The sequence below is a fragment of the Nocardia sp. X0981 genome, from assembly GCF_977089955.1.
Genome location: NZ_OZ372435.1, coordinates 3999375 through 4024721, shown reverse-complemented (window position 1 = coordinate 4024721; position 25347 = coordinate 3999375). Strand labels below are relative to the sequence as shown.

General features: G+C 67.5%; 23 protein-coding genes and 3 pseudogenes. 11 read left to right on the top strand and 15 right to left on the bottom strand.

The window, feature by feature from the left end:
• Nucleotides 1–14: 14 nt before the first annotated feature.
• The 5 genes from ACYR7D_RS18135 to ACYR7D_RS18115 form a co-directional block, all read right to left on the bottom strand.
• Entirely contained in the window at nt 15–956 is a 942-nt protein-coding gene (locus ACYR7D_RS18135) for an MBL fold metallo-hydrolase (RefSeq protein ID WP_459545758.1), read from the bottom strand.
• 5 nt (nt 957–961) lie between these two features.
• On the bottom strand, nt 962–1888 hold the full coding sequence (locus tag ACYR7D_RS18130; protein WP_459545757.1) for an alpha/beta hydrolase: 927 nt from the start codon (nt 1886–1888) through the stop codon (nt 962–964).
• A gap of 16 nt (nt 1889–1904) precedes the next feature.
• A complete protein-coding gene (locus ACYR7D_RS18125) occupies nt 1905–3023 on the bottom strand; it encodes an FAD-dependent oxidoreductase (RefSeq protein WP_459545756.1) in 1119 nt (372 codons plus the stop codon).
• 84 nt (nt 3024–3107) lie between these two features.
• Entirely contained in the window at nt 3108–4061 is a 954-nt protein-coding gene (locus ACYR7D_RS18120) for a phosphotriesterase family protein (RefSeq protein ID WP_459545755.1), read from the bottom strand.
• Between the two features lie 79 nt (nt 4062–4140).
• Nucleotides 4141–5133, bottom strand: a complete 993-nt coding sequence (locus ACYR7D_RS18115) for a phosphotriesterase family protein (RefSeq protein WP_459545754.1) — start codon at nt 5131–5133, stop codon at nt 4141–4143.
• Nucleotides 5134–5455: 322 nt separating this feature from the next.
• Here ACYR7D_RS18115 and ACYR7D_RS18110 point away from each other — a divergent pair, with 322 nt between their 5' ends.
• Nucleotides 5456–6070, top strand: coding sequence for a TetR/AcrR family transcriptional regulator (locus tag ACYR7D_RS18110; RefSeq protein ID WP_459545753.1), 615 nt, complete (start codon nt 5456–5458; stop codon nt 6068–6070).
• 9 nt (nt 6071–6079) lie between these two features.
• Here the strand turns inward: ACYR7D_RS18110 and ACYR7D_RS18105 are convergent, their stop codons facing one another.
• The 5 genes from ACYR7D_RS18105 to ACYR7D_RS18085 form a co-directional block, all read right to left on the bottom strand.
• Complete coding sequence (locus ACYR7D_RS18105) at nt 6080–7006, bottom strand: LysR family transcriptional regulator (protein ID WP_459545752.1); 927 nt, start codon at nt 7004–7006, stop codon at nt 6080–6082.
• Nucleotides 7007–7017: 11 nt separating this feature from the next.
• Nucleotides 7018–8172 carry an NAD(P)/FAD-dependent oxidoreductase gene (locus tag ACYR7D_RS18100; RefSeq protein ID WP_459545751.1) on the bottom strand — a complete coding sequence of 385 codons (1155 nt, stop codon included), beginning with the start codon at nt 8170–8172 and terminating at the stop codon, nt 7018–7020.
• Nucleotides 8169–8357, bottom strand: coding sequence for a ferredoxin (locus ACYR7D_RS18095; protein WP_459545750.1), 189 nt, complete (start codon nt 8355–8357; stop codon nt 8169–8171). The genes ACYR7D_RS18100 and ACYR7D_RS18095 overlap by 4 nt, the downstream gene beginning before the upstream one ends.
• A complete protein-coding gene (locus ACYR7D_RS18090; RefSeq protein WP_459550207.1) occupies nt 8354–9535 on the bottom strand; it encodes a cytochrome P450 in 1182 nt (393 codons plus the stop codon). Before ACYR7D_RS18090 ends, ACYR7D_RS18095 begins: the two co-directional genes overlap by 4 nt.
• Before the next feature lie 474 nt (nt 9536–10009).
• Entirely contained in the window at nt 10010–10774 is a 765-nt protein-coding gene (locus tag ACYR7D_RS18085) for an IclR family transcriptional regulator (RefSeq protein ID WP_459545749.1), read from the bottom strand.
• A 70-nt stretch (nt 10775–10844) separates the two neighbouring features.
• Between ACYR7D_RS18085 and ACYR7D_RS18080 the strand changes: the two genes are divergently transcribed.
• The 4 genes from ACYR7D_RS18080 to ACYR7D_RS18065 are packed head-to-tail and all read left to right on the top strand — an operon-like array spanning nt 10845 to nt 14769.
• Nucleotides 10845–12002, top strand: a complete 1158-nt coding sequence (locus tag ACYR7D_RS18080) for a cupin domain-containing protein (RefSeq protein WP_459545748.1) — start codon at nt 10845–10847, stop codon at nt 12000–12002.
• Entirely contained in the window at nt 11999–12823 is an 825-nt protein-coding gene (locus tag ACYR7D_RS18075) for a fumarylacetoacetate hydrolase family protein (RefSeq protein WP_459545747.1), read from the top strand. Before ACYR7D_RS18080 ends, ACYR7D_RS18075 begins: the two co-directional genes overlap by 4 nt.
• Entirely contained in the window at nt 12823–13452 is a 630-nt protein-coding gene (locus ACYR7D_RS18070) for a maleylpyruvate isomerase N-terminal domain-containing protein (RefSeq protein WP_459550206.1), read from the top strand. The genes ACYR7D_RS18075 and ACYR7D_RS18070 overlap by 1 nt, the downstream gene beginning before the upstream one ends.
• Nucleotides 13453–13464: 12 nt before the next feature.
• Nucleotides 13465–14769 carry an FAD-dependent monooxygenase gene (locus ACYR7D_RS18065; RefSeq protein WP_459545746.1) on the top strand — a complete coding sequence of 435 codons (1305 nt, stop codon included), beginning with the start codon at nt 13465–13467 and terminating at the stop codon, nt 14767–14769.
• Nucleotides 14770–14778: 9 nt separating this feature from the next.
• Here the strand turns inward: ACYR7D_RS18065 and ACYR7D_RS18060 are convergent.
• Nucleotides 14779–15310 (bottom strand): annotated as a pseudogene (locus ACYR7D_RS18060) (IS5 family transposase); the annotation flags it as partial.
• 104 nt (nt 15311–15414) lie between these two features.
• On the opposite strand from ACYR7D_RS18060, the gene ACYR7D_RS18055 reads away from it, so the two are divergent.
• From ACYR7D_RS18055 to ACYR7D_RS18045, 3 genes are all read left to right on the top strand, one after another.
• The gene (locus tag ACYR7D_RS18055) at nt 15415–15750 is read left to right on the top strand and encodes a DEAD/DEAH box helicase (protein WP_459550330.1); all 336 of its coding nucleotides are present in this window, start codon (nt 15415–15417) and stop codon (nt 15748–15750) included.
• A gap of 157 nt (nt 15751–15907) precedes the next feature.
• Entirely contained in the window at nt 15908–16237 is a 330-nt protein-coding gene (locus tag ACYR7D_RS18050; RefSeq protein ID WP_459545745.1) for a hypothetical protein, read from the top strand.
• Nucleotides 16237–16869 (top strand): nucleotidyl transferase AbiEii/AbiGii toxin family protein, encoded by a 633-nt coding sequence (locus tag ACYR7D_RS18045; protein WP_459545744.1) that lies wholly within the window; start codon nt 16237–16239, stop codon nt 16867–16869. Before ACYR7D_RS18050 ends, ACYR7D_RS18045 begins: the two co-directional genes overlap by 1 nt.
• A gap of 135 nt (nt 16870–17004) precedes the next feature.
• On the opposite strand, the pseudogene ACYR7D_RS18040 reads toward ACYR7D_RS18045, so the two are convergent.
• A pseudogene (locus ACYR7D_RS18040) lies at nt 17005–17624 on the bottom strand (IS3 family transposase); the annotation flags it as partial.
• Between the two features lie 165 nt (nt 17625–17789).
• Nucleotides 17790–19174: pseudogene (locus tag ACYR7D_RS18035) on the bottom strand (IS1380 family transposase).
• A 186-nt stretch (nt 19175–19360) separates the two neighbouring features.
• Here ACYR7D_RS18035 and ACYR7D_RS18030 point away from each other — a divergent pair.
• The 3 genes from ACYR7D_RS18030 to ACYR7D_RS18020 all read left to right on the top strand — a co-directional run bounded on the left by ACYR7D_RS18030 (nt 19361) and on the right by ACYR7D_RS18020 (nt 23182).
• Complete coding sequence (locus tag ACYR7D_RS18030) at nt 19361–19693, top strand: hypothetical protein (RefSeq protein WP_357418848.1); 333 nt, start codon at nt 19361–19363, stop codon at nt 19691–19693.
• 379 nt (nt 19694–20072) lie between these two features.
• On the top strand, nt 20073–20999 hold the full coding sequence (locus tag ACYR7D_RS18025) for an effector-associated constant component EACC1 (protein ID WP_459545743.1): 927 nt from the start codon (nt 20073–20075) through the stop codon (nt 20997–20999).
• Nucleotides 21000–22037: 1038 nt separating this feature from the next.
• Nucleotides 22038–23182, top strand: a protein-coding gene (locus tag ACYR7D_RS18020) for an IS3 family transposase (protein WP_459545742.1) whose coding sequence is annotated in 2 segments (ribosomal slippage) — nt 22038–22317 and nt 22317–23182 — 1146 coding nt in all. Because the reading frame shifts where the segments join, the coding sequence is not laid out codon by codon here.
• A gap of 27 nt (nt 23183–23209) precedes the next feature.
• Here the strand turns inward: ACYR7D_RS18020 and ACYR7D_RS18015 are convergent.
• Nucleotides 23210–24067 (bottom strand): helix-turn-helix domain-containing protein, encoded by an 858-nt coding sequence (locus ACYR7D_RS18015; protein WP_459545741.1) that lies wholly within the window; start codon nt 24065–24067, stop codon nt 23210–23212.
• Complete coding sequence (locus ACYR7D_RS18010; protein WP_357418850.1) at nt 24064–24360, bottom strand: hypothetical protein; 297 nt, start codon at nt 24358–24360, stop codon at nt 24064–24066. Before ACYR7D_RS18010 ends, ACYR7D_RS18015 begins: the two co-directional genes overlap by 4 nt.
• Between the last annotated feature and the right edge of the window lie 987 nt (nt 24361–25347).

The following is a 25347-nucleotide window of genomic DNA, read 5'->3' as shown; positions in this document are numbered from 1 at the left end:
GTTCGGTAGGTGTTTCAGGACTGCCGGGCGAAGCGCGTGCGGTAGCCGTGCAGGGAGGTGAAGAACGGCGATGGTTCGAGGGTCGGATCGCCGTCGTAGCCGAGGTCCTCGGCCACGCTCGCGAACGGCGAGTACACCGAGTCGGTGGCGGGCAGGCCCGCGCACAGGCACCGGTGGGCGGACTCGCCGACCCGGCCCTCGACCTCGAGGCTCTGGTCGAGCGCCTCACGCGCCTGCTCGGCGTCCAGTTCCACGCCGTAGGGCCGCCCGTCGATGCGACGGTAGGGATGCCCGAGATACAAACGGCGCGGGTCGATCTCGTCGCGCAGGTACCGGATGCTTTCCCGGTAGGCGTCGGGATCGACGAAACCGGGGAAGCCGTTGGCGGCGCCGTGCACCTGCACCGCGTCGCCGACGAAAGCGTCGTTCTGCCCCTCGACGACATAGGCGACCGAGCCCGGCGTGTGGCCGGGGATCGAGTGCACCGACACCGTCGCTCCCCCGCCCAGCGACAGGGTTTCGCCGCCGCGCACCAGCACGGTCGGCTCCATCTCGCCGGAGATCACCGCCTTGACCACCGCGACCTGCCCGGCGACGCCCTCGGGGTCGTTCAGGTACTGCCCGCGCCCGGCCACGTACTCCTCGACGTGCGCCTGCCGCGACCGCAACATGGGCGCGTCGGCCTCGTGGATCACCACCTGCGCGCGCCGGCCGGTGAGCTCCCACAGCGCGTGCGCGCCACCGACGTGGTCGATGTGCCCGTGCGTCAACAGGATCCAGCGCACGTCCTCGATCCGGCGGCCGAGCCGCTCCAGCGCCGGAGCCATGCCCTCGGCGGGCGAGGAGGCGATGCCGGTGTCGACGATGGCGGGTTCCGGCGCGTCGATGAAGAAGCTGTACAGCCCGAACCGGCCCCAGGGGGAGACCAGCGGGTGGATCGCGACCTCGGATGTCACGGCGCTCACTTCCCCCGGTTCAGGAAGGCCGCGGTCTCCGCGTACACCCGCTGGTACTCCGGCAGCCATGAGAAGTGCTGGACGAAGCCGTGACCCGCGCCTTCGTACCGGCTGACCGTCACGTCGACGCCCGCCTGCGCCAGCCGCTCGCCGTACAGCTCGCCCTCGTCGCGCATCGGGTCGAACTCGGCGGTGACGATCAGCGCGGACGGCAGGCCGCTCAGGTCGGCCCGCTTGATCGGCGAGACCAGCGGGTCGGCCGGGTCGGCGCCACTGTCGAGGTAGAAGGTGTTGAACGGCTTCAGCCCTTCGGTCTCGAGCCCGTAGCCCTTCGCGTTCTCGCGCAGCGAGGCGTACCGGTCGACGTCGAAGTCCAGGTCCAGGGACGGGTAGTAGAGCACCTGGTGGGTGATGCGGTCGAAGCCCGCGTCGTGGGCCATGGCGGTGACCGCGGCGACGAAGGTGCCGCCGGAGCTGTCACCGGCGAGGGCGAGGGTTTCGCCGTTCCAGGCCAGCCGCTCGCCGTTGTCGGCCGCCCAGCGCACCACCGCGTAGCAGTCCTCGAGCCCGGCGGGGAAGGCCGCCTCCGGTGCGCGGCGGTAGCCGACGGAGAGCACGCGGAAGCCGGTCTCCTTCGCCAGGTTTCGCGCGATGTGGTCGTGGGTCTCCAGGCTGCCGAGGAAGAACGCGCCGCCGTGGAAGTACACGAGCAGCCCGTAGGTGTCGGCTTCGGCGGGGGTGTAGACGCGCACCGGCACCTCGCCCGCCTCGGTGGGCACGACGGTGTCCTCGACGGCGTGCAGCGGCAGGCGCTGGTCGAGCGGCGGCACCTCGGACTCCTCGCCCGCGCGCAGGGCGACCGGGTCCAGCGGTCCCGGCGGCGGGACGGGCAGGGTGGCGAGGATCTCGGCGATCTTCGGATGCAGAGGCATGCGGCTGACCTGGTCCTTACTTCGCGGTGGCGGGGGTCTTCTGACCGGGGAAGACCTCTTCGACCTCTTCCTCGGTCCAGCCCTGGCGGGAGATGCGCTGCAGTTCGTCGGTCACCGGCTTGCGGTTCGCCTGGTAGGCGGCCAGGGCCTCGGGCACCGAGTCGGCGTCGCGCAGCGCGTCGGCGAGCGCGCCGGCGTCCATGATGGCCGAGTTCGCGCCCTGGCCCTGATGGTGCAGCATCGAGTGGGCGGCGTCGCCGACCAGCACGACCGAGTCCGAGTGCCAGGTGTCGACCGGGTCGATGTCGTAGACGGCGCGCACATTGACGGTGTCCATGTCCAGATCACGGGCGATGTTGACGATGCGCTCGTCGAAACCGGCCACGGTGGCCAGGATGTCGTCCTTGGTGATCTTCGGCGCCCAGGTGCTGTCCGGGCACAGCGCGGTGATGTCGAAGGACACCTGGCCGCGATGGCGCAGTGGCAGCAGGTACACCTTGGTGCCGCGGCCGATGTACATGCGCAGGTTGTCGTCGACGACCATACCGTAGGCGTCGTCGGCGGACAGGACCGCGCGGTAGGCGTGCTCGCCGGAGAACACCGGGGGCTTGTCGCTGAACACCTGCTGACGCACCACCGACTTGATGCCGTCCGCGCCGACGACCAGATCGGCCTCGACGGTCTCCCCGTTGGCGAAGCTCAGCACGCAGCGGTCACCGCGGTCCTCGATGCGCTCGAGCTTGTGGCCCAGGCGCACCATGCCTTCGGGCAGCACGCCCAGCAGCGCGTCGATGAAGTCACCGCGATGCACGAGGTGGGTCGTGGTGGGCTCGGCGTAGTCCTCGATGCCCGGCCAGGTGTCGCGCATGATCTGCTCACCGGTGGCGGTGAGGATCTCGAAGTAGTCGCTGGGCGAGCTGACCTTCGCGATGGCGTCGAAGATCCCCCACTGCCGGAAACGGTCCATGGTGGACGGCCGCAGGCCGATGCCCGCGCCGACCTCGCGGATCTCGGTGGCCTGCTCGTAGACGGTGACGTCGGCGCCGAGCAGGCTCAGCGCCTTGGCTGCCGCCGCACCGGCGTAGCCCGCGCCTGCGATGGCGATCTTCAGGTTCTTCAGATCCGACGGGTGCATGGTTCTTCTCTCTGGGCGGGCGCGACATTGCGCCGTAACGGATTTGCGCCGAAGTGGGTGGCCGGGGGATCGGCCGGGTGGAGCTCAGTTCTGGATGGACAGGAAGGCGGCCGGGTTGTCGACGAAGACGGTGTCGATGGTGGCCTGGTCGAGACCGGCCGCGCGCAGGTCGGGGATCAGGTCTTCGAAGATGTAGTTCACGGTGTGGCCCTTCACGCCGGGCCAGCCCAGCGGGCTGCAATTGGCGTCGGCCGAGGCCAGCGCCTTGTCCAGGTGACCTGCCGCGAGGAAGCGCAGGAAGTGGTCGAGGCGCTCCTTGCGGGGGCGCGCCCAGAACGGCGGGTCCTCGAGTTCGGTCTCGTAGCCGAAGGTGTCGAAGCCGACGCGGCCGCCCTGCTCGGCGATCCAGGTGTCGCGGGTCTTCTCGGCGTTCACGCCGTCGTCGACGTGACCGAACAGCACGCGGTCCAGCGCCAGCCCTTCCTCGCGGAAGATGGCGATGGCGTTCTCGGCGTCGATGGCCAGGTGGGTCAGGATCGGGACGCCGGTGTCACGGGCGGCGCGGGCGGCGGCACGGTAGATGCGCTTGTCCAGCTCGGTCATCCGGCCGCCGCGGCTCACACCGACCTTGATGACGCCTGCGCGGCTGCCGGTGTCGCCGATGCCGGCGGTGATCTCGTGCACGAAGTGGCCGGTCAGGTACTCCACGCTCGCTCGCTCGAAGAACGGCAGCGCGGTGTCGCCGCCGACGAAGCCGGTGCAGGCCACGATGTGCACGCCGGTCTTGGCCGACAGCGACTTGTAGTAGTCGACGTCGCGGCCGTTGCAGATGCCGGTCACGTCGACGAAGGTGCCACCGCCGTATTCGTGGAACTTGCGCAGCTTGGGGACGGTCTCCTCGTAGCGCTGCTCGGGGGTCTTCCACCACCGGGTGTCCAGCTCGGAGCCCGGCATGCCGTATCCGATGTGCTCGTGGACCGCCACGATGCCCAGCTCTTCGGTCGGGACCGGCCCCAGGACCGTGTTCACTCTCGACACAACATTCACCTTCTCCGAAAGTTCGGGGTTCTTTGCTCGGCGGGACCCGCGGGACTCGCGGGTCGTGGGGATCGCGCGGTCAGCGCACCGACAGCAGCTCGCGCGGGTTGTCCGCGAGGATGCGCCGGACGTCGGCCTCGGCGAGCCCTTGCGCGGTGAGCTGGGGAACGAACGCGGTCAGGACGTGGCTGTAGGGCAGGTCGCGGCCGGGGCCGCCCTTGGCGACGCCGATGGCATCGGCCGACAGCAGGATTCGATCGACGTGCCCGGCCTCGATCAGCTCCCGCACCAGCGCGGCGCGCTCGGCGTCGGTGACGTGCTCGTCGCCTTCGGTGCCGATGTTGTCCAGCGCGACGTAGGCGCCGCGGCGGGCGATCGCGAGGGCGACGCCCTCGGCGACGGCGTCCTTGCGATCCAGGCCGCCGACGAGCACGCGGTCGGCGGGCAGCTGTTCGTCGAGCACAACGTCCAGGTCGTGCACGGCGTCGGCGCCGTAGCGGATGGACAGCGCGACACCGGTGGCCAGCGCCGCCCGCGCCGCGCCGCGGAACAGGCTCTCATCGGTGGCGGTCATGCCCTCACGGGTGGCGGTGGTGGTCACCAGACCGGCGGCGCCGCGGCGCTCGACGCGGGGCACCACCATGCCCTCGGTGATCTCCTTGGTGAACAGGTCGGCGAACTTCTCCGCGGGCCACGGGGTGGGCGGGTTGGTCTGCGGGGTCAGGAAGTAGCCGCCGAGCAGCGCTTCGGGACCCATGCCGGTCGAGGCGACTATGTGCACGCCGGTCGCGCGGGAGAGGGTCTCGTACAGCCGCACGTCGCGGCCGTGGAACATGCCGGTGCCATCGACGATGGTCCCGCCGCCCGCGGCGCGGAATTCCCGGAGCTTGCCGGCGAGGATCTCGAAGATCTCGGCGCGGTCGATGGTGATGTCGAAGGCGTACTCCGCGCCGGGCACCACCGACAGCAGCGCCTCGTGCACGGCGACGACGCCCAGTTCGCCGGCGGGGACAGGGCCGAGCACGGTGTGCACGGTTTTGCTCACAGCGGTCCGGTCGCCGTTCACTGGCATTTCCTTTCGATGCCGACGCCCTCGCGTCGATGTATTCCTCGTCGGGCCGCCTGGCGCCCTGAACAACCCACCCGGCCATACAACCGGGCCGAGCACGTGACTGCGATCACGCCGATACCATGCACGGTGCCACATCGGCTTACATCATGTCAAGCAAGCATCTTATTCGTAAAGGAAAGTTCGCCGCGCGTCGCCATGCCGATGAGGCGGGCATATCCACAGGTCGGAGGCGGCTCGACGCACTGTCAGCGAAGCGATCGGCGCGTACACGTCGCGATCGCCCGGATCGCACGACGAACGCCGTGCTCTACCCTTGGCATCCATGGCGACACTGCGCGAGGCCCAGAGGGAGATGACCAGGAACCTACTGCTCGACGCCGGTCTGGACCTGTTCGTCAGGAAGGGCTACGGCGCGACCAAGGTCGAGGACATCGCCTCGGCGGCGGGCACGACACGCGTGACCTTCTACGCCTACTTCCCCTCCAAGGTCGACTTGATGAAGGCCTTGATCACCGAACGGCTCAACGCCGCGCTGGACCGGGTACCCTCCGCCGAACACGGTTCCACCGCACGCGAACTGGTCTCGGTGGTCGAGGACGGCTCACGCGGACGCATCCGCGCCTGGCTCGACGCCACCTCGCAACGCTGGGATGCGATACGGCCCTACACCACAACGGCCTTCGAAGCCGCCGCCGTCGACCCGGACATCCGCGCACTGATGGACGAGTGGTTGAACGAGAGCACCAGCGATATCGTCGACGGCCTCGACCGCGCCGACCGGTTCCCTGCCGCTACACGACATTTCCGCAGCGTGCTGGCCATCACCGAGCTGGATCACGTGGCCAGGAACTGGACGCCCGGCCGCTGGGGCGTCGACCGCGAGCAGATGCTCGACGTGCTCACCGAGAGCTGGTTCGGCGCCATCGGCAGGCACTGAGCAGGCCACTCACGGCGCGGGTCTGGCGGCGTCGAACAGGATCTGGCGCAGCCAGGCGATGAAGTGCTCGTCGCCCAGATGCGGATTCCACACCATGTCGATACCGAGTCCGGGGATCGGGAACGGGAACTCCTCGATCCGCAGATCGACCAGCGCGCGCATGGCCGCCGCGACCCGATGGCGCAGCAGCGCGACGCCACCCGCCTGGGCGACCAGATACGGGACGAGCACGAAATCGGAGATCCGGATACCCACCCGGTAGGTGGTTCCGTACTCGTCGAGCACGGGATACGGGAACACCCGGCGATCGCTGTCGACCACCACGTGCGGCAGCGTGGTGATCAACTCGAGCGCGTCCGCCTGCGGCGGGCTGTCCGGGCCCACCACCACCACGCAGCGGTCGTCGTACAGCCGCTCCCTCGGGTACGGGGAGTCGAATGCCTCGGACACGAGCACCACGTCGACGCCGCTCTCGGTGAAGGTAGACTCGGTCGGCACGGTGATGGCGCGCACCCGCAGAGTGGCGTGCGGGGCGCGCTCGCCGATCAGGCGCGCCAGGCGCGGGCCGAGCACGAAGGCCGTGCTGGTGGTCATGGCGACGGTGATCACCCGGCGATCGCTCGCCGGATCGAAGCCGGGGAAGTTCACCACGTCCGCGGTCTGGCGCAGCACCGCCCGCAACGGGGCGATCAACTGCACCGCCCGCGGAGTCAGGACCACGGTGCTGCCCTGCCGGACCAGCAGGTCGTCGCCGAACAGCCGCCGCATCCGCCCGAGCGCGTGGCTCATCGCGGGCTGCGACAGCCCGACGCGCTCGGCGGCCCTGGTCACCGAGCGTTCCTCGAGCAGCGCGAGAAGGGGCACCAGCAGATTCAGGTTGACCGACGCCAGCCGATCCAAGCCCGTACTCGCGGTGCCCGTGTCCTCCTCGCTCATGCCGGGGAACCTTACGCGGCCGCCTTGCTCAGCCTGCGCAGCCGGGGAATCGGGATGCGGTAGTTCAGCGCGGCCGCCACGCCGGTGTCGTCCCCGTGCGACCAGCGCATCAGCGCGGGACCGCCCGGCTCGCCCTCCACGAAGTCGGGCAGGCCCTCGACCGGCAGGTGGCCCACCGCCTTGAGCCCGAACCCGAACTGCTCGGTCCAGAAGTACGGCTGGAAGTCGAGCGAGGGCGCCGACTCGCCTCGGATCAGCGCCGCGGCCGCCACCTTGGCCTGCTCGATCGCGCTGCTCCACAACGGAATCCGGCGTAGGCCGTAGGGTGTGGGGAAGGCCGCGAGGTCGCCGACGGCCGCGATGTCCGGGCGTGCCAGGCCGCGGGAATCGACGCGCACGACACCGCCGGTCGTCAGACCGGACCCCGCCAGCCACTCGATGTTGGGGACGTCGCCGACCGCACTGACCACCAGCTCGCCCGCGAGCACGGCGCCGTGGTCGAGGACCACGCGCGCCTTGCCCGCCCGCTCCTCGATACGTGCCGAACCGGTCTCCACCAGGGTGAGTCCGCGCTCCAACGCGGCCTGGACGAACACGCCGGCCAGGTAGTCGCCCAGCTGCGACACCAACGGCACGCCCTGCGAGACCAGAGTCACCCGGCAGCCCGCCGCCAGGCAGCCCGAGGCGATCTCCATACCCAGCGGACCGCCGCCGACCACGACCACCGAGGGCCGGTCCACCAGCCGCTCACGCAACGCCAGCGCGTCGTCCAGACCACGCAGGGTGAATTCGCCGGGCAGATCCGACAATCGCCGGGCCCGGGAACCGGTGGCGATCACCAGCCGGTCATAGGCCAGCGTGGCGCCGTCGGCGAGGGTGACCAGCCGCCTGTCCGGGTCGAGCCCGCTCGCCCGCACGCCCAGCAGTTCCCGCGCGCCGTGCGTGGTGGGCGGCAGCTCGTGCGCCGCCAGGCCCTCGCCCGCGAGCAGCAGGGCCTTCGACAGCGCGGGGCGGCTGTAAGGGGCGTGCGGTTCGTCGCCGACGATGGTCAGTTCGCCGGCGAAACCGGCCTCGCGGAGGGCGGCGGCGGCGGTCGATCCGGCGATCCCATTGCCCACCACCACAATCCGCCGCACAGCTGCCCCCTCCGGCACCTGACCGCTCATGCCAGCCGCAGTGCCGCGACCGGGCACATCCGGACCGCGGCATCGGCCGACGCGGTGTCGGCGTCGCCGATCTCCTCGCGGTCGATGATCAGTTCGCCGGCGTCGTCGAGGTGCATGAGGTCGGGTGCGGCCTCCTCGCACAGACCGTGGCCTTCGCAGCGCGGTCGATCCAGGACGATTCTCATGCGGGCACAACCTCCAGAACGGGCAGCTCCTCGATGCTGCGGGTGATGTTGCTCGGAATGCGGACTTCGGGGCCGGCGACCAGGCGCTCGACGCGGCGGGCGAGCGCGCCGATGATGGCGTGCGCCTCGAGCCGGGCCAGGCCCTGGCCGGCGCAGCCGTGCGGGCCGTAACCGAAGGCGAGGTGGTCGATCGGATTGCGCTCGACCAGGAACTCGTCGGGGTTCTCGTAGTGGCGCGGGTCGCGGTTGCCCGCCCCGAACAAGACCGCCACCTTGGCGCCCGCCGGGATCAGCACACCGTCGACCACCACGTCCTCGGTGGCGCGCCGCCCCCAGGCGTTGACCGGCGGCCAGTACCGCAGCACCTCGTTGAACGCGGCGGGCACCAGCGCCGGATTCGCCCTCACCAGCGCGAGCTGGTCAGGGTGCGCCGCGAACAGCGCGATGATGTTGCCGATGGAGGCCATCGTCGTATCCACGCCCGCACCGAGGTACTGGTGGATGATGTGCCCGGCCGAGCCCTCCGGGACGGCGCCGCGCGCCTCGGCCTCGAAGATGCCGCGCCCGACCGACCCCGGTGTCAGATCCTCGGCGGTGACCGTCGAGCACCACTCGTACAGTTCGCCCGCGATCGGGAAGTTCTCGGCGGTCCGCTGGTTCATCGGCCCGATGACCTGCATCGCCGCCTGCCCCCAGCGCAGCATGTTCTCCCTGGCGCGCCCGGTGAAGCCGATCAGATCGGCCACAACCGCCAGCGGGAAGGCCCTGGCCAGCGCGTCGATCGCCTCGAACGACCCCTGCTCCACCAGCTGCCCGACGAGCACGTCGGCCTTGGTGTCGATGCCGTCCTTCAGCCCGCGCAGCGCCCGCGGCGACAGATTCGCCGTCAGCGCGGCGCGCAACTGCGTGTGCACGGGCGGATCGGAGGACAGCGAGGTCCCGGTCAACGCCTCGTTGACCGCCGGATTGAACCCGATGGCGCCGGCCGAGGAGAAACGCTCCCAGTCCCCCAGCGCCGACCGGATGGCGTCGTAGCGGGTGAGCGCATACACCTCGTTCTTCGGCAGATGAACAACGCTGCCGAGCTCGCGCAACTCGGCATAGGTCGGATACGGATCGACCAGAATCGCGTCGTCGAACAGATCGACATCGGAAACCGGCGGGGCTGAATGGGTCATGGTCACCTCGTTGTGGCTATGTCGGTGCGGCCCATTCAAGTGACTGCACTCACATAAATCAAACAAATGTTCTGCATGCGGTCCATTCACATGATGCATGCATACCGCTAGGGAAGTCAGGAGTGCAGTCCTTAGAAGTACAGTCCTGACTCTTTGTCGGGGCAGAGGATGCTCCGGCCATGGTGTTTCACCACACGGATCGAGGTCAGGGTCTCCGATCCGGACATACAGGGACACGTCCCGTGGGCGGCCTGTCACCAGTACGCCGACCACTCGCGATTCGCCTGCGTGCGGGCTGCTCGATCTGCGTTCGCGGTGACTCACGCCCGAGCCCGCTCGGCAGTGGCGGCGTTTGGCTGCCCGCCCCGAATTGCTGGACCTGCCGAGCCCACCGGCAGCCCGACCGGCCCGCGGCGCTGCCGTCGATCTCGGCGATGTGCTCGGAGACCTGCTGCGATGCGTCGATCGGGCGGTTCAGTTCCCGCGGTCGGCTTCGATGGCCCCTGCCGAGCGGTGCAGGGTAGCGACCAGGGCGGGTAGCTGCCTGCGGTCGTAGCGGACGCTCGGCAGGGAAATCGACAGACCGGCGACGGCCTTACCGTCGGCGTCGCGCACCGGCACCCCGACGGCGACCACGCCGCGTTCGGAGAGCCCGTTGTTGAGGGCGAAGCCGACTTTGCGGACCCGGGTCAGCTGGGCGCGCAGGGCCTGCATGTCGGGACGCTCACCGGGACGTTCGGCGTAGCGCTGCTCGGAGTACAGCGCGTCGACCTCGGCGGGATCGAGGTCGGCGAGCAGGATGAGGCCCGCGGTGACGCGGTGGGCGGGGAAGACCATGCCCTCGCGGGAACCGACCCGCAGCGCCTGCCCGCATTCGACGCTGGCGATGAAGCGGGCGGTGTCGCCGGTGCGGATCGTCAGGTTCGCCGACTCCCCCACCAGGTCGACCAGCCGTTGCAGGTGTGGCAGGGCGATCGCGCGCAGGCGAGACGCGCGGGACTGCGAGTGCGTGGCGAGTTCGAGGATCGGGCCGGGGTGGTAGACGCGCTGGTCGTCCTGGACGGCGAAATCGCGGTAGACCAGCGTCTGGAGCAGGCGGTGCGCGGTCGAACGGGCCACGCCGAGCCGATCGGCGACCTGACTGACCGTCAGCCCGCCCTCCAGTTGCAGCATGGCTGCGGCGCGCAGCGCGTGGTCGACGCTGGTCACGACGTAGGCGGGCGGATTCTTCGGTTCCACGCGCACTCCCCTCGTTCTGCTCTCCAGAATTTCATGTTCTGATCAACGGTCACGCGCCACTGTAGGTGATATGACCACGAGTGACACCCCTGTCCGTCTGCGGGCGATCGACGCGCCCGGACAGCCGGACGTGACTCCCGCGCTGAAGGAGCTCTACCGCGGCTTCGAGCGGGAGCTGCTGGTCCCGCTGTGGACCGAGATCGGCGACTTGATGCCCGCGCATCCTCGGTCGCGCGCGGTGCCGCACCTGTGGCGCTGGGAGAATCTGCTGCGCCTGGCCGAGCAGGCGGGCGACCTCGTGCCTGTCGGCCGCGGCGGCGAGCGCCGGGCGATCGCGCTCGCCAACCCCGCGCTGGGCGGCAGGCCGTTCGCGAGCCCGACGCTGTGGGCGGCGATCCAATACCTGATGCCCGGCGAGGACGCCCCCGAGCACCGCCACACCCAGCACGCCTTCCGCTTCGTGGTCGAAGGCTCCGGCGTGTGGACCGTGGTCGGCGGCACCGGCGACACGGCGGTCGGCGACGCCGTGCCGATGCGCCGCGGCGACTTCCTGCCGCAGGCGGGCTGGAACTGGCACGCCCACCACAACGCGACCTCCGAACCGATGGCCTGGATCGACGGGCTCGACATCCCGTTCCAGTACGTGGTGGAGTCGCAGTTCTTCCAGTTCGGCCGGGAAGTGCTCAGCGACGCGGAGCGGATCACGCCGGAACGCTCACGCTCGGAACGACTCTGGGGTCATCCGGGCCTGCGCCCGCTGTCGGTCGGCGAGGTCGCGCCCGGCTCGCCGCTGCTGGCCTACAAGTGGGAGCACACCGACGCCGCGCTGACCGATCAGCTCCAGATGGAGAAGGAGGGCTACGGCGGCACCGTCGAGCCCGGCCACGCCGCCGTCCGTTTCTCCAATCCGCACGACGGCAGCGATGTGCTGCCGACCATCCGCGCCGAGTTCCATCGGGTCGCCCGCGGCGCGGAGACCACCCCGATCCGCGAGACCGGTTCGTCGGTCTACCAGGTGTTCGACGGCTCCGGCACGGTCACCGTCGGCGACAAGACCTGGTCGGTCACCCGCGGCGACCTGTTCGTCGTGCCCTCGTGGGAACCCTTCTCCGCCAAGTCCGAGGCAGGCAGCACCGACTCCGGCTCCGGCTCACTCGACCTCTTCCGTTTCTCGGACGCGCCCGTCTTCGAGGCGCTCCGGCTCGACCGTCAGGAGACCATCCGATGAAGCTCGCCACCCTCCGCGTCGACGGCGGCACCCGCGCCGTCCGCCTCGACGGCGACGTGCTGGTCGACCTCGGCTACGACGATCTGGGCGCCCTGCTCGCCCAGGACGATTGGGCCACCATCGCCGCCGAGGCCACGGCAAGGACCTACCCGGCCGATGACGCCGATCTCGCGCCGGTGGTGCCCGCCCCGTCCAAGGTGATCTGCGTCGGGCACAACTACACCAATCACATCAAGGAGATGGGCCGCGAGCTGCCCGCCTACCCGACCCTGTTCCCGAAGTTCGCCGACTCGCTGATCGGCCCGAACGACCCGATCGTCAAGCCCACCGAGACCGAGGCCCTGGACTGGGAGGTCGAGCTGGTGGTGGTCGTCGGCAAGCCGGTCCGCCGCGCGAGCGAAGAGGAGGCGGCCGCCGCCATCGCCGGCTTCACCGTCATGAACGACGTGTCGGTGCGCGACTGGCAGTTCCGCACCATCGAGTGGACCCAGGGCAAGATCTGGGACTCCTCCACCCCGGTCGGCCCCTACCTGGTGACCCCCGACGAGGTCGGCGGCGTCCGCCCGGCCCTGCAGGTCGAGACCCTGGTGAACGACCAGGTCATGCAATCCGACGACACCGGCACCCTGCTGTTCGACCCGGTGCACCTGGTGCAGTACATCTCCACCGTCATCCGCCTGAACCCGGGCGATCTGATCGCCACCGGCACCCCGGCCGGCGTCGGCCACGCCCGCGACCCGAAGGTCTACCTGACCGGCGGCGAGACCGTGGTGACCCGGATCTCCGGCCTCGGCGCCTGCACGAGTCGGGTTGTCGCGTGATGGCCCGCACCCATGCCGATGCCCTGAGGTGGGCCGAGCACGGCACCCACCTGCTCACCGAACAGGCCGCCGCCCTCGACGAGCAGTCGATGTCCGCGCCGAGCATCCTGCCCGGCTGGACCCGCAAGCACCTCGTCGCGCACGTGGCCGCCAATGCCGACGCGCTCGGCAATCTGGTGCACTGGGCGCGAACCGGCGAGCCCACCCCCATGTATTCCTCGATGGATCAGCGTGCCGCCGACATCGAGGCGGGCGCATTGCGCCCGGCCACCGACCTGACGACCTGGCTGAACACCGCCGCGGCCACCCTCGCCGCCGCGATGGACGAGCTGACCACCGGCCAGTGGCAGGCCGAGGTCGTCACCGCGCAGGGCCGGACCGTGCCAGCCACGGAGATCCCGTGGCTGCGGGCACGTGAGGTCTGCGTCCATGCCGTCGATCTCGGCACGGGCGTAACCTTCGCCGACCTGCCCGACGAGTTCCTGTCCGCGCTGATCATCGACATCCGGGGCAAGCGCGGACAGGAGCTCGCCGATATCCCGGACGGGCCGCTGCCCGAGATCGCCGCCTACCTCGCCGGCCGCCCGCACTCCCTCGCCGACGTCACCGACCTCGGCCCTTGGCTCTGAGAGGAGGGTGCCGTGCGCACCCCTGACAACTCGATCGACGTGCTCGTCGTCGGTGGCGGAATCGGCGGTCTCAGCGCCGCTTTCGCTCTCTCGCGGCTCGGACTGAAGATCCGGGTGCTCGAGCGCGCCAAAGAGTTCGGCGAGGTCGGGGCGGGTTTGCAGCTGGCGCCGAACTGCACCCGCATCCTCGACGACTACGGTCTGCTGGACGAGGTGAAGGCACGCGGCGTCGTGCCCGACCGCATGGTCATGCGCGATGCCGTCGACGGCGACGAACTGACCGCCCTCGACCTGCGCGACCTGGAACGCGAGTACGGCTTCCCGTACCTGGTCATCCACCGCAGCGACCTGCACGCTCTCTTCCTCGAGGCGTGCCGGAAGGCGGGCGTCGAACTGCGCACCGAGCAGCGCGTCGTCGCCTACACCCAGGACGCTGACACGGCCCGCGCCACCACCGAGTCCGGCGAGGTCCACGAGGCCGAACTGGTGATCGCCGCCGACGGCCTGCACTCGGTGGCCCGCAAGCTCCTCGTCGACGACCAGCCCGTCTCCTCGGCCTATGTCGCCTACCGCGGCACCGTGCCGATCACCGAGGTCGACCGCCCGATGGACCTGTCCGAGGTGGCCGTCTACGTCGGCCCCCGCTGCCATTTCGTGCACTACGGCCTGCGCGGCGGCGCCCTGCTCAATCAGGTCGCCGTCTTCCAATCCCCCAAAGCGCTGGCCGGACAGGACGATTGGGGCACGCCCGACGAACTCGACACCGCCTTCGCCGGAACCTGCGAATTCGTGCAGCAGGGCTTGCCGCACATGTGGCGCGACAAGTGGTGGCGCATGTTCGACCGCGACCCCATCGACACCTGGGTCGACGGCCGCATCGCCTTGCTCGGCGACGCCGCCCACCCGCCGCTGCAGTACATGGCCCAGGGCGCGATCATGGCCATCGAGGACGGCTGGGTGCTGGCCGAGCACGCGAAACGGCGGCGCGACACGAACGGCGTGATCGACTGGGCCGCGGCGCTGTCGGCCTACGAGGCGGTGCGCCCCGAGCACTGCCGCCGGGTTCTCACCACCGCCCGCGCCTGGGGCGAACTGTGGCATCTGGACGGCCGCGAGCGCGAGCAGCGCAATGCGCTGCTGCGGGCCCGCGCCATCGACGACTACTCGTTCACCGACTGGATCTACGGTCCGACCGCGCTGTTCCCCGCCCAGGAGCCCTCGATGTTCGAGCCGATCCCGCTCGCGTCGGCAGACCGCCTCACCGGCGATCTACCCCGCCGCAGATCGCATAGCGACTCGAATGCTCGCCGAACCTAAGAGGATGTCTTACGTGGAGAGTTTCTCGTAGCAGGTGAGAGCTGAGGCGAGTTGTAGAAATGCTGCGAAGAGATGGCCGTGGCGTTCGTAGCGGATTGTCAATCGCCGGTATCCGGTCAGCCAGGCGATCGTGCGCTCGATCTTCCATCCATGCCGGCCCAGCCTCGTGGGATCCTCGATCCCACGACGAGCGATCCGGGGCACGATCCCGCGAGCACGGAGCCAGCGGCGGTGAACGTCGAAGTCATATCCCTTGTCGGCGCGTAGTTCGGCAGGTTTCCCGCGGCGCGGTCCGCGCCGCGAGCGCACCCTCGAGATCAGTTCGACCATCGGTTGCAGCATCACCGAATCGTGGGTGTTCGCGGCGGAAACGCCGGTGACCGGCGGTATCCCGTTCGCGTCCGAGATGATGTGGATCTTGGAGCCTTTCTTGCCGCGGTCGACCGGGCTGCGGCCGGTCGATGATCCCCCTTTTCGCTCGTACGCTCGCCGCGTCCAGGATCGCCGCGCTCCAGTCGAGGTCACCGGCGGCTCCGAGCCGGCGCGAACATCCTCGTCCTCACCACCTGGATCAACCACCTCAACACCCTCACCGACCGACTGGCCAGCGAGGGCATCACCGGCATCATCACCCTGCGCGGCGGCATGAACGTCGGCCAACGCCGCACCGCGCACGACACCATCACCACCCGCCTCAACAAGAGAGAACCGCTACTGATCGTGGGCACCGGCTCCTATATCGGCGAGGGATTCGACTGCCCCGCCCTGGAGACCCTGTTCCTGGCCGCACCCGTGAAATTCAAAGGTCGCCTCATCCAATACGTCGGCCGCATCACCCGCGCCCACCCCGGCAAAACCACCGCCACCGTCCACGACTACCACGACACCCACACACCCGTCCTCGCCAGAACCCTCCAACAACGCGCCCCCGGCTACACCGAACTCGGATTCCCCGACCCACGCCGGCAGACCACGCATTGAGCCACCATCCCCGGCGCGAGCTGAACGAGTTCCGCATGCGCGGACAACACAACGGTCAGCTGATCCCCGTCACCAACCGCGGGGGAACCTGCGGAACAGTTCGGACCTCGCCGGTGGCAGGTTTACACGCAGCGAAGGGCTACGGCACACTATGTACATGTCCAGTCCCAGCGATGCCCCGTTCAGCTTCAGCGAGGTCAGACCATATGAGGTCGTCGACTCGCTGAGTGAACTGCGTGGCCCCGAACACGGGGTACTCCGGCTGCCGATCGAACTGGCCTGGAGCGGCCGACGGGAATTCGACCTGGACGACGACTACGACCGTGCAGCCGTCTACAAAATCGTGCTGGACGAGGGCACGACGCAGAATCTGCGGGAACTGGTCAACGGCCGCCTGCTGGCGATGACCTGGCCGCAGATGCGCCCGGCACGGCCGGTGCGCGCACTGTGGGAGAGGGCATTTCCGCAGCTCCGAGCTACTGCCTGATGGACCCGCGGCAGCACGAACTGGCTCGGATCGCACTGCAAACCGTCGGCCGCCGAGGCTTCGTCCTCGGTGGCGGACACGCAGTAGTGCTCCATGGGATGGGCACACGACCGTCGGAGGATGTCGACCTGTTCTCCGATGTTCGTGGAACTCCCGGCGAGGTGGCCGATGACGTGATCGCTGCGTTCGAGGCCGCCGGGCACTCGGTCACGGTTGTTCGTCGGACCCCGGATCTGGTGCAGCTCACGGTCACCTACCCGGACGGCTACGCCTCCAAAGTCGACCTCGGTGTGTTCTGGCGCTCGCAGTCGCCGGTGCTGCTCGAGGTCGGGCCCGTCCTGCACCCCGACGACGCGGTAGCCGGCAAGATGGATGCCCTGTTCAACCGATGGGCACCACGCGACTACCTCGACATCGACGCGATACTCGGCAGCGGGCGCTATTCACAGCAGCAGTTGATCGCGATCGCCACCGAACACAACCCCGGCTTCGATTCGTCGATGTTCGCCGAGTCCCTGTCGTTCCTGCGCAGGATTTCCGACCGCGACTTCACCGCCTACGGAATCGACGCGAACAAGCTCGCCACGATGCGTGCACGCTTCGCCGGATGGGAAGACGAACTGACCAGCTGACCGATGTCGAAGTCGCGGTGTACACCGGACCGTCACCAGCAGTCACTCCGTACACCAGCCGTGAGACAACGTCGGACCGACGGTCCAGGGTGACTGACAGGACCCCGTGATCGGTCCACGGGCTGTGAGAGCCGGTCATTGATGCGTGCAGATGGCAGCGTATCCGGCCGGGGTGCGATATCCCAGGGCCGAATGCCGCCGCCGCTGGTTGTAGTCGGTTTCCAATCGGTGATCACGACCCGGGCCTGGGTCAGTGACCAGAAGCTGTTGATGTTGAGGCATTCGTCGCGAAGACGTCCGTTGAACGACTCGATGTAGCCGTTGCGCCAGGGCTGACCAGGCGGAATGAACGCCAACCCGACACGTTCACCAGCCCAATCGGCCATCACCGAGTACGCCAGCTCCGGTCCGTTGTCACAACGCAGCACCGCGGGATAGCCCCGGCCGGCCGCGATGCGGTCGAGCTCGTCGATCAACCTGTCGGCGGTGATCGAGCGCTCCACCAACCCACCCAGGCATTCACGGGTGTGCTCGTCGACGATGGACACGATCTTCACCGGTCGGCCGTCGTCGGTGGCGTCGAACTGGAAATCGATCGCCCACACTCGATTCGGCGCGTCCGCGGTCACTTCGGTGACAGTGGAGGCGCCGAGGCGTTTGCGGCGCCGCCGCACCGGCACCCGCAGCCCCTCGGCCCGCCACAGGCGCTGAATCTTCTTGTGGTTCACCGCCCATCCTTCGGCGCGGGCCTCGTGTTAGCCTCGATTTTTCGTGAGGGGTGTCAGGTGGTCTGATCGGGTTCGGGTGGTTGTTTTCGCTGTTCGGGGCAGCGTCAGCTGCCCCGAACAGCGGGTTGACTGCCGGGTTCCACGGGCCCGGAGTGATTCGCCTTTCCTGGTTGCAGGGGAAGTTGATGCTGGTCAGGGGGCTGACAGGCGTCCGAAGGTGGTGAAGGCGAGACCGGCCCACGGGTGGTGGGCCGACAGTCGCAGGTGGACGCGGCGGGCGTGGCGGACGAGGCGAGCGGGGATCGAGAACAGCCGCAGCCGCAGTGTTTTGGGTTCCCATCGGCGAGCGGGGTGGTCAGCGAGGGCCAGGATTTGTGTCCAGGCGATCAGGTCCATAGCGAGGGTGACCACGGCCAGCCAAATACGGTTGGCGGCGAACCCGCGGAACGGGAGGTTGCGTCCGCCGGTGTCCTTCGCCGCGCGGATACGGTCTTCGCAGCGTGCTCGGCGCCGGTGTCGTAGTTCCAGGTCCGGCAGGTGCCCGCCTCGGGTATTGGTGACGAACGCTGTGAGCCGGTGCCCGTCGTGGTCGGTGAACCGCAGTTGCGCACCAGGGTGCGGGCGTTCTTTCCGGACGATCAACCGCATGCCCGGTGGCCAGCCCGCCAGACCGACGATCCCGGTGACTTCGGCTACCCAGGCACCGAGCCGCAGCACACCATCGGCTCGCAGGCCGGGATCCACTCGGCGGCGGTGAGGCCGGCCTGCATGGCCGCGACGATATCGTCGGTGAGGGTGAATCCGATCGAGTATTGGACTCGGCGGCGGTGGCAGTAGTCGAGGAAATCGTGGGTGCCGCCTCCGGAATCGGCGCGGACCAGCACTTTGTGCCCCGCTCGCCACTCGGTGACCTGCGGCAGCTGCGCCAGCGCATCGGCGAGGACTTGTTTGTGGTCGTGGGCGGTGTTGGAACCGGCGTTGCCTGGGCGCAGCATCACCGCCGCCGGTTCCCCGGTGCCGCTGCGGCCGTGGTCGATGAACGCCCAGAGCGGGTGGAAACCATAGCCTCGCTTGAATGTCGGCGCCGCGTGTTCTTTCTCCGAGTACGCCTCGGTCAAGGTGGCATCGAGATCGATCGTCAATGGCGCGTAGGCATCGATCCCGTGATCGGGGGCGGCGGCTCCCGCAGATTCCCACGCTCGCGCTCGCGCTTGCGCGCGAGCAGACGCTATGGCCGCCAGCACTTTCGGAGTGTCCTCGGTCAAGGTCGCGATCAGTCGTGACACCGTCGGATCCGAGGCCACCGCACCGAATACACCGGGCTCGCCCCGCAGCACCGCCAGGTCCGAGACACAATCACCACCGACCGCGAGCATCACCGCCAGATCGAGCACGATCTTACCGGGATCGTGCACAGCGCCGGGTCTACGCCACGACGCGAAGGCATCCGATAACTCCCCGGTCAGGCCGGTCTTCTCCGCAGTCCGCAGCAGCACACCTGCCCCGGCCTGCGACACGACACTCGGTCCACCGTCCTCGATTTTCAGCGACGGATACCACGACATAGACTCACTCACCGAAAGGGTGCTCCACAACCTCGATCTTCGATCCTCAACAAATCGAACTATCGCAGGTCAGAGCACCCTTTCGCCAATTCCGGCACTTCGTGCCGGAATTGGCGTGAACAGGGGAGGTTAGCGGAGTGAGCCACGACCTATAGCCAATCTATACTTCTTTTCGTTGATTCGGCCTATCGTTCCCCTATGTGGCTGGACGCCCTGTGGGGCTGTGTCGGGGCGGCAGTCAACTGTGGGCTGGTGTTCCTGGAAGCGAGCAGGAGAGCGAAGGGGTGGCCCTGGCCTGAGCCTCAAGGTCCCGGGGGCGGCGTGTACGCGGTATCGGTCCTCATCCATCTCGGTATCGGCGCTGCTACCGCTACCGCGGTCCTCGGCAGCGGACTGATCGCTCCGAACATTCTGGTCGCGTTCGGGATCGGCACGGCCACGCCTGTGGTGGTGAAGAAAGTCAGCAAGTACGTAGAGTCGTTGATACCTGGCGAGAGCGACACACAGGTTGGTGAGATTGATGCACCGTAACCGCGGCCGTCGACTGCTCTCTGCACTGGCCGGCTCCTCCCCGGCATTCACGCCCGGCCCAACCCTTGCTGTGACCCGCCCCGGTTATGGTCGGCGGCTGCTTTCCGCGCTGGCTGGCTCCTCCCCGGCATTCACTGCGGCGGCACCGGACGAGTACCGCAGCCGGCGGGCCGGTTATGTATCCGCGCATCTCCGCCTGAACACGGCCAAAGCCCGAGCGCGCAGCCTCAGCTCGTCGCTGGATTCTGTGCGTGGCGAAGGACCCTCGAATCAGTCCGAAACCGAGGCAGTCCGCGGGCATACCCTCGGTTCCTCGGTCGTCGCTCCGCACACCCTCGGCTCCGGGCACCTCCACGGTGACATGCCCTCCCCGGAGGGAGTGGACATCGACGCCATGCTGAAGACGCTCGTAGTAGTGCGTGACGTTCTCGCCGATCATGCTGGCCAGGAACAAGATGTCGACCTCGCTGGGGTCAGCTATGTGATCGACACCTTGAGCGGTCCCGAACCTGACTTCAGGGCCGCAGCTGTCCACTGGGACTGGGCCTGGCAGAACATGCCTCAGCCTCTGCGGCTCGCCACCATCGAGGTGGGAAGACTCTTGAACTTGGTGGCCGAGTGGTGGACCCCAGGGTGGATGCCCAGAGATCGACGGGTCGATTTGGTCGTGCTGGCCGCCGGCATCGTCGTAGGCGATGACCCACGGCGGCCGTGGACACCTGAGATGAAGGTCGCCTCTCTGCCGTTGTTCCGGATCCTGACTCACAGATATCCTGGGGTGGACCTCAAGGTCGCCAGCTTGTCTCCCGGTTCGTATGGGCAGAAGCTCGTAGCGCAACTGACGGACGCTGGTGCCGCCGAGGACCATGAACTGACAGAAGCCGCACTGAAGGTTCTGGCCGCGGCACGCAACGCGCAACGACACTGGGATCTCAAGCGGGATCTCGACCGACAACTGCTGATCCGAACCGAAGGCGGGCCTGACACCGCGACGCAACTGTTGGCCTGGCTGCGTCGTGACCAGGTTTTACGAGGTCGAGCATACCTCCAGGACAATCCGGCGCGTGAGGGCGAAACGCACGCGGTATCCGAGTGGGTCGCTCTTACGTTCGGCGCTGGCGCCGCTGGGCGAGTTATTCCAGAGCTGGCGCAATCGCTCACGACCTGGCTGACCCATCAGCGCCCTACCGTCGCCATCACTCTCATCCTCGGAGGAAACTCGTTCACTCTCACCAGTGGGCGCGTGAACGCCGCCGACGTGCGCCGTCACATCCAGAAACTGGCGGATCAGATCGACGCACCATAGTGACGGGGACCGTACCGACTCGGACGAGATAGGCCCGCGCGGACACTCCGGCGCCTACAACTACCAGCTCATCGACCTAACCACCTGAACACAACCATGGAATCGCCGAACAACGCACGCGCCGAGCACCCCACCGGTCCGGCCCGCAACCGAGCGGGCTGGACCGGGCGTCACCGAGGACCCCTGTCCTCCAGCATCACCGGGACGGTATCGGCTGTAGAGCCGCTATGGGCACTATGGCTCGACGAGCCGAAGGTGCCGGCGCCCGCTCCCGCGCCAGCACCGGGTCGGTGTCCTTCGCCAGAGGTTTGCCGGGCACGTCGGATGACTGCCTGGGAAAATCGATCACGCGATCTGGAAGGCCACCCGCACTCGCACCTCTCGCCGTGACCGACAGTAGGAAGCTCCCTTCGACCCCGTCGGCCGAGGCGCGTCCAGGCTGGCGGAGCGCGGCCTCACCCCGGCCAGCCCTACCCGAAAGACGGAGCCAAGCAATATGAGGTGCCGGCTGATGACTCCATTCACCCAGCTTATGGGCGGTTTACCGTCTATCCCGGTGGCAATTGTTAGCCTACGGCCTTCTGTAGGCCATGGGCGTGGCTAGCCGGTTTTCGTGTAGGCGAGCGTTCAGATTCTCTATAGTGCGGCTAATGCGTGGAAGCCCGGGAGGGTCGTATAGATCCCGCTTTCGTCCGTGCAGGCTGTCGTAGACCCGCATCCAAGGCTCGATCAGGTCGGCCTTGCAGTCGGGTACGCAGCGGTATCCCTGCTGGGTGCGGCAGTAGCAGCCGCGTAGGAAGCCGACCACGACGTTACGTTCCACCAATATGTTGGACTGCTCAGCGTCACGGAAGCGAGCAAAGACGGCAGAGCGACAAGGCAGGTAGGTGCCCGGGTGCTGCTTTGCCGTGGCCAGGACTTTTTCCATGCTGCGTCCGGACGCTCTAGCTAGCTCGCGCATCTTGTCGACGGGGACTGCCCCCGGTTTGGTTGACTCCTGACCTGTGAGGATCGCTCCTCGCTGGAAGGATGTCCCTCATGCCGAAGCCATATCCCGAAGAGTTCCGCCGTGACATCGTCGCGGTCGCCCGTAAGGGCGAGATCTCGTTGACCCAGATCGCGAAGGACTTCGGAATATCGCAGAGCTGTGTGAAGAACTGGCTCAAGCAAGCCGATATCGACGACGGCCACCGGCCCGGCGCCACCCGTGACGAGTCGGCCGAGCTGCGCGAAGCGCGTAAACGGATCCGTCAGTTGGAACAAGAAGCCGAGGTCATGCGCCGCGCGGTCGCCTATTTCTCGCGTGACGTCAACCCAAAATGAGTTACCCGCTGGTCCTCGACCTGGCCGCTGACGGTATCCCCGTCGCGGTGACCTGCCGGGTACTCGGCTTCTCCACCCAAGCGTTCTATAAATGGAAACGATGCCCTGTCTCGCAACGCGATTGGGACGACGCCCATCTGATCAACGCCGCTCTCGACATCCATGCCGACGACCCGGCTTTCGGCTACCGATTCATCGCCGACGAGCTGCCTGCCCGCGGTATCCGTGCGGGCGAGAACAGGGTCCACCGGTTGTGTTCAGCCCAGCGGATCTGGAGTGTGTTCGCCAAGAAACGCGGCCTGAACCGCAAGGCCGGCCCGCCGGTCCACGACGACCTCGTCGGACGCCACTTCACTGCCGCCGTTCCGGACGCGGTGTGGTTGACAGACATCACCGAGCACTGCACCGGTGAAGGAAAACTGTATTTATGCGCTGTCAAGGACGTGTTCTCCAACCGGATCGTCGGGTATTCGATCGATTCGCGGATGAAGGCGTCGTTGGCGGTGTCGGCACTGAACCATGCCGTCACTCTCCGAGCGCCTACCGCGACGATCGTCCACTCCGACAGGGGCAGTCAATTTCGCTCTCGGAAGTTCGTGAACGCATTGTCGAGCAATGGATTACGAGGTTCGATGGGCAGAGTCGGGGCGTGTGGTGACAACGCTGCTATGGAGTCGTTCTTCGCGTTGCTGCAGAAGAATGTTCTCGACCGGGAGCGGTGGGCGACCCGCGACGAGCTCCGGATGGCGATCGTGGTCTGGATCGAGAAGACCTACCACCGCACCCGTCGGCAACGCCGACTCGGCCGCCTCACCCCGATCGAGTTTGAGACAATAAACCGGCCCGCACTCGCGGCCTGAAAGACCAAACCCGCGAGTCAACCAAACTCACAGCAGTCCCACGAACTCGAATGCTGCGGTGACACCGTTGAGATCGATTGCCGGCGGCGGGCTGTACTCGTCGATCTGCCGGATGAACTTGGCTCTCGGTCGATGGTGCAGGCGCTGAAAAATTTTGTGCCAGTGGTGGACCTCATCCGCTGACAGGCCGCAGCCGGCAAGGAAAATCAGCACCACTTCCCAGCGCAGTTCGACGCGGCCGGGCTTGAACAGATCGTGCAATGTCGTGTGGGCGGGTAGCTTGCCGACGGAGTAGCCGTCCGCAGCGATCGAGACGGCCGCTGCGCGGGCGGCGATATCGCGGTAGGACGGATTATCAACCGAGGCACGCAGTTGCCGCAGCGCGTCAACGTAGCGACCCACTGTTTGGATATTGTCGGCGACGGGCAGGTACAGCTGCTGGCGGTATCCGCGAGGCCTCTGCGGGCTCAGTGCAGAACCCAACGTTACTACAGAGTGTGGATGCCCCTTCTTGAGAGTTTCGAGAAACTGGAGCTGTTCGGGGCGCAGGCTCTCGCGGGGATCGCGGTTAGTCTCGGTGACTGGCAGCAGGATGCTGTGGAAAACGAAGGCGGCTTCCCACAAGGCCGACCACTCGTCCATCTCGGCTGCGGTTGCATCGAGTCCTTCCCCGATCTTCTGTACCGAGTTCCGCGACACCGGCCAGATCGAGCTTTCGACCCGGTGGACGATTGTGTGGCTGTACATGATTTGCCGGGCCAAGCGTCGTTGGCTGATGCCCCGTATCTCACGCAGCGTGCGGACTCTGGTGGCGAGGGTTTGTAGTGGGTCGACCGCCGAGACGCCGGGGTCGGTGGTCGAGGGGATAGCTGTTGTGTCAGTCATCTGGCGGGCCGGTCTCCTGCGTCGTAGGAGACCGGCGGCGTTGAGGTGGCCGCCTTCGCCGGTGTGGCGGTCAGCTGCGCGGCCGCCGCGCCGAGGGCGACGACGACGCCGGATGATGTAACCAGGTCCGCGCCTTGAGCGTGCAGGGTGATGGCAACACCGGCCATCGCCGCGAACGACCACACACGCGCGGCCGTCTCAGTGCCACCGCCCCGGTGGTAGAAGCGGCTGGCTGTGTCTGAAGGGCCGGGATCGGTACGGAATATCTCGGGAATACGCAGAGAGATGTGCACAGGAACCTTTCGGGGCGACACGTCCGGGCAGGGGTAGTGATCTGCCGAATCCACTCTCGCAGACGGCAATCCGCGAGTTCCGACAGATCACTTGGCTTTCGTCGCCTACTACACAACCCGAATTCGCGGCTGAGTGGTACAGGTCAGCGGCAAATCTTGAGTTCCTTAAAAACTCGCTTTGGACTCCGTCGATGGTGGCAACACGGTGTGTCGGTGTTGCCATCAGCGTCTCCGCGTCCGATACGTTGCAGGCCCGCTGTCTCGGCCTTTACCAGTAGTTTCACTGTCGCACGGGCGTCGGTCACCCCTGGGTGTACAAGATCCTCAAGGCCATTCTTGTCCGGGATTGTCCGGTCTTCCTCGACGAGCCCGAGTCCGGACAGAGATAGTTGAAGTGTCGCCGAATGGCGCTCCCGCACGAGTTCGTGCGGCCGGGAACCGTCCACATGTCCGGGCGATCTCGATCTCGGCCGGTCTTCCCGCGGCAACGGGAAGGCCGGCGTTCCCAATCGACGGGCTCGCTCCCGATCACGTGCTCGATATGAAGGACGTAATCGATGCCCTCCCAGAGCACTCTGGAACCAGCGGTTTGGTCATCACTGAGGGTCGATCACTGCAGCCTGGGGGTCGGGGAACCTCGGTGCGAAATGTTCCGGTAGCACCCGATCGGCCTTCCGAGAGGTCAGAACCAGCGTCGAACCCGGGGCACTACGGCGCATAGTTTCGTGGGTCGACGCGGCACTGGGGCGGTTGCGCCAGCTCGGAGGCTGCGTTGCCGCACATAGTGCTCTCGACCTTGAGCTTGACCTCGCCGCGCGCCAGTAGACCACGACCAGGTAGTGGTCAGCGCGCGGCCTCACTTCCCGTCAACCGGAGCGCTGTGGGCACCATTGGCGGATTCGGGTACCCGTCCCTCTATTGACTGCTCATGGGGTTGGCGGCCAGGCCCTGGAATAGATGCGCATATCGAAATAGGTGCAATCTAGT

What these genes read in the sequence shown, in the direction of transcription:
- ACYR7D_RS18015 (WP_459545741.1), bottom strand. Translation starts at nt 24,067, where the DNA reads ATGACTGACACAACAGCTATCCCCTCGACCACCGACCCCGGCGTCTCG.
- ACYR7D_RS18070 (WP_459550206.1), top strand. Translation starts at nt 12,823, where the DNA reads ATGGCCCGCACCCATGCCGATGCCCTGAGGTGGGCCGAGCACGGCACC.
- ACYR7D_RS18045 (WP_459545744.1), top strand. Translation starts at nt 16,237, where the DNA reads ATGGACCCGCGGCAGCACGAACTGGCTCGGATCGCACTGCAAACCGTC.
- ACYR7D_RS18030 (WP_357418848.1), top strand. Translation starts at nt 19,361, where the DNA reads ATGTGGCTGGACGCCCTGTGGGGCTGTGTCGGGGCGGCAGTCAACTGT.
- ACYR7D_RS18090 (WP_459550207.1), bottom strand. Translation starts at nt 9,535, where the DNA reads ATGACCCATTCAGCCCCGCCGGTTTCCGATGTCGATCTGTTCGACGAC.
- ACYR7D_RS18105 (WP_459545752.1), bottom strand. Translation starts at nt 7,006, where the DNA reads ATGAGCGAGGAGGACACGGGCACCGCGAGTACGGGCTTGGATCGGCTG.
- ACYR7D_RS18055 (WP_459550330.1), top strand. Translation starts at nt 15,415, where the DNA reads ATGAACGTCGGCCAACGCCGCACCGCGCACGACACCATCACCACCCGC.
- ACYR7D_RS18110 (WP_459545753.1), top strand. Translation starts at nt 5,456, where the DNA reads ATGGCGACACTGCGCGAGGCCCAGAGGGAGATGACCAGGAACCTACTG.
- ACYR7D_RS18095 (WP_459545750.1), bottom strand. Translation starts at nt 8,357, where the DNA reads ATGAGAATCGTCCTGGATCGACCGCGCTGCGAAGGCCACGGTCTGTGC.
- ACYR7D_RS18115 (WP_459545754.1), bottom strand. Translation starts at nt 5,133, where the DNA reads ATGCCAGTGAACGGCGACCGGACCGCTGTGAGCAAAACCGTGCACACC.
- ACYR7D_RS18050 (WP_459545745.1), top strand. Translation starts at nt 15,908, where the DNA reads ATGTCCAGTCCCAGCGATGCCCCGTTCAGCTTCAGCGAGGTCAGACCA.
- ACYR7D_RS18075 (WP_459545747.1), top strand. Translation starts at nt 11,999, where the DNA reads ATGAAGCTCGCCACCCTCCGCGTCGACGGCGGCACCCGCGCCGTCCGC.
- ACYR7D_RS18080 (WP_459545748.1), top strand. Translation starts at nt 10,845, where the DNA reads ATGACCACGAGTGACACCCCTGTCCGTCTGCGGGCGATCGACGCGCCC.
- ACYR7D_RS18130 (WP_459545757.1), bottom strand. Translation starts at nt 1,888, where the DNA reads ATGCCTCTGCATCCGAAGATCGCCGAGATCCTCGCCACCCTGCCCGTC.
- ACYR7D_RS18125 (WP_459545756.1), bottom strand. Translation starts at nt 3,023, where the DNA reads ATGCACCCGTCGGATCTGAAGAACCTGAAGATCGCCATCGCAGGCGCG.
- ACYR7D_RS18100 (WP_459545751.1), bottom strand. Translation starts at nt 8,172, where the DNA reads ATGAGCGGTCAGGTGCCGGAGGGGGCAGCTGTGCGGCGGATTGTGGTG.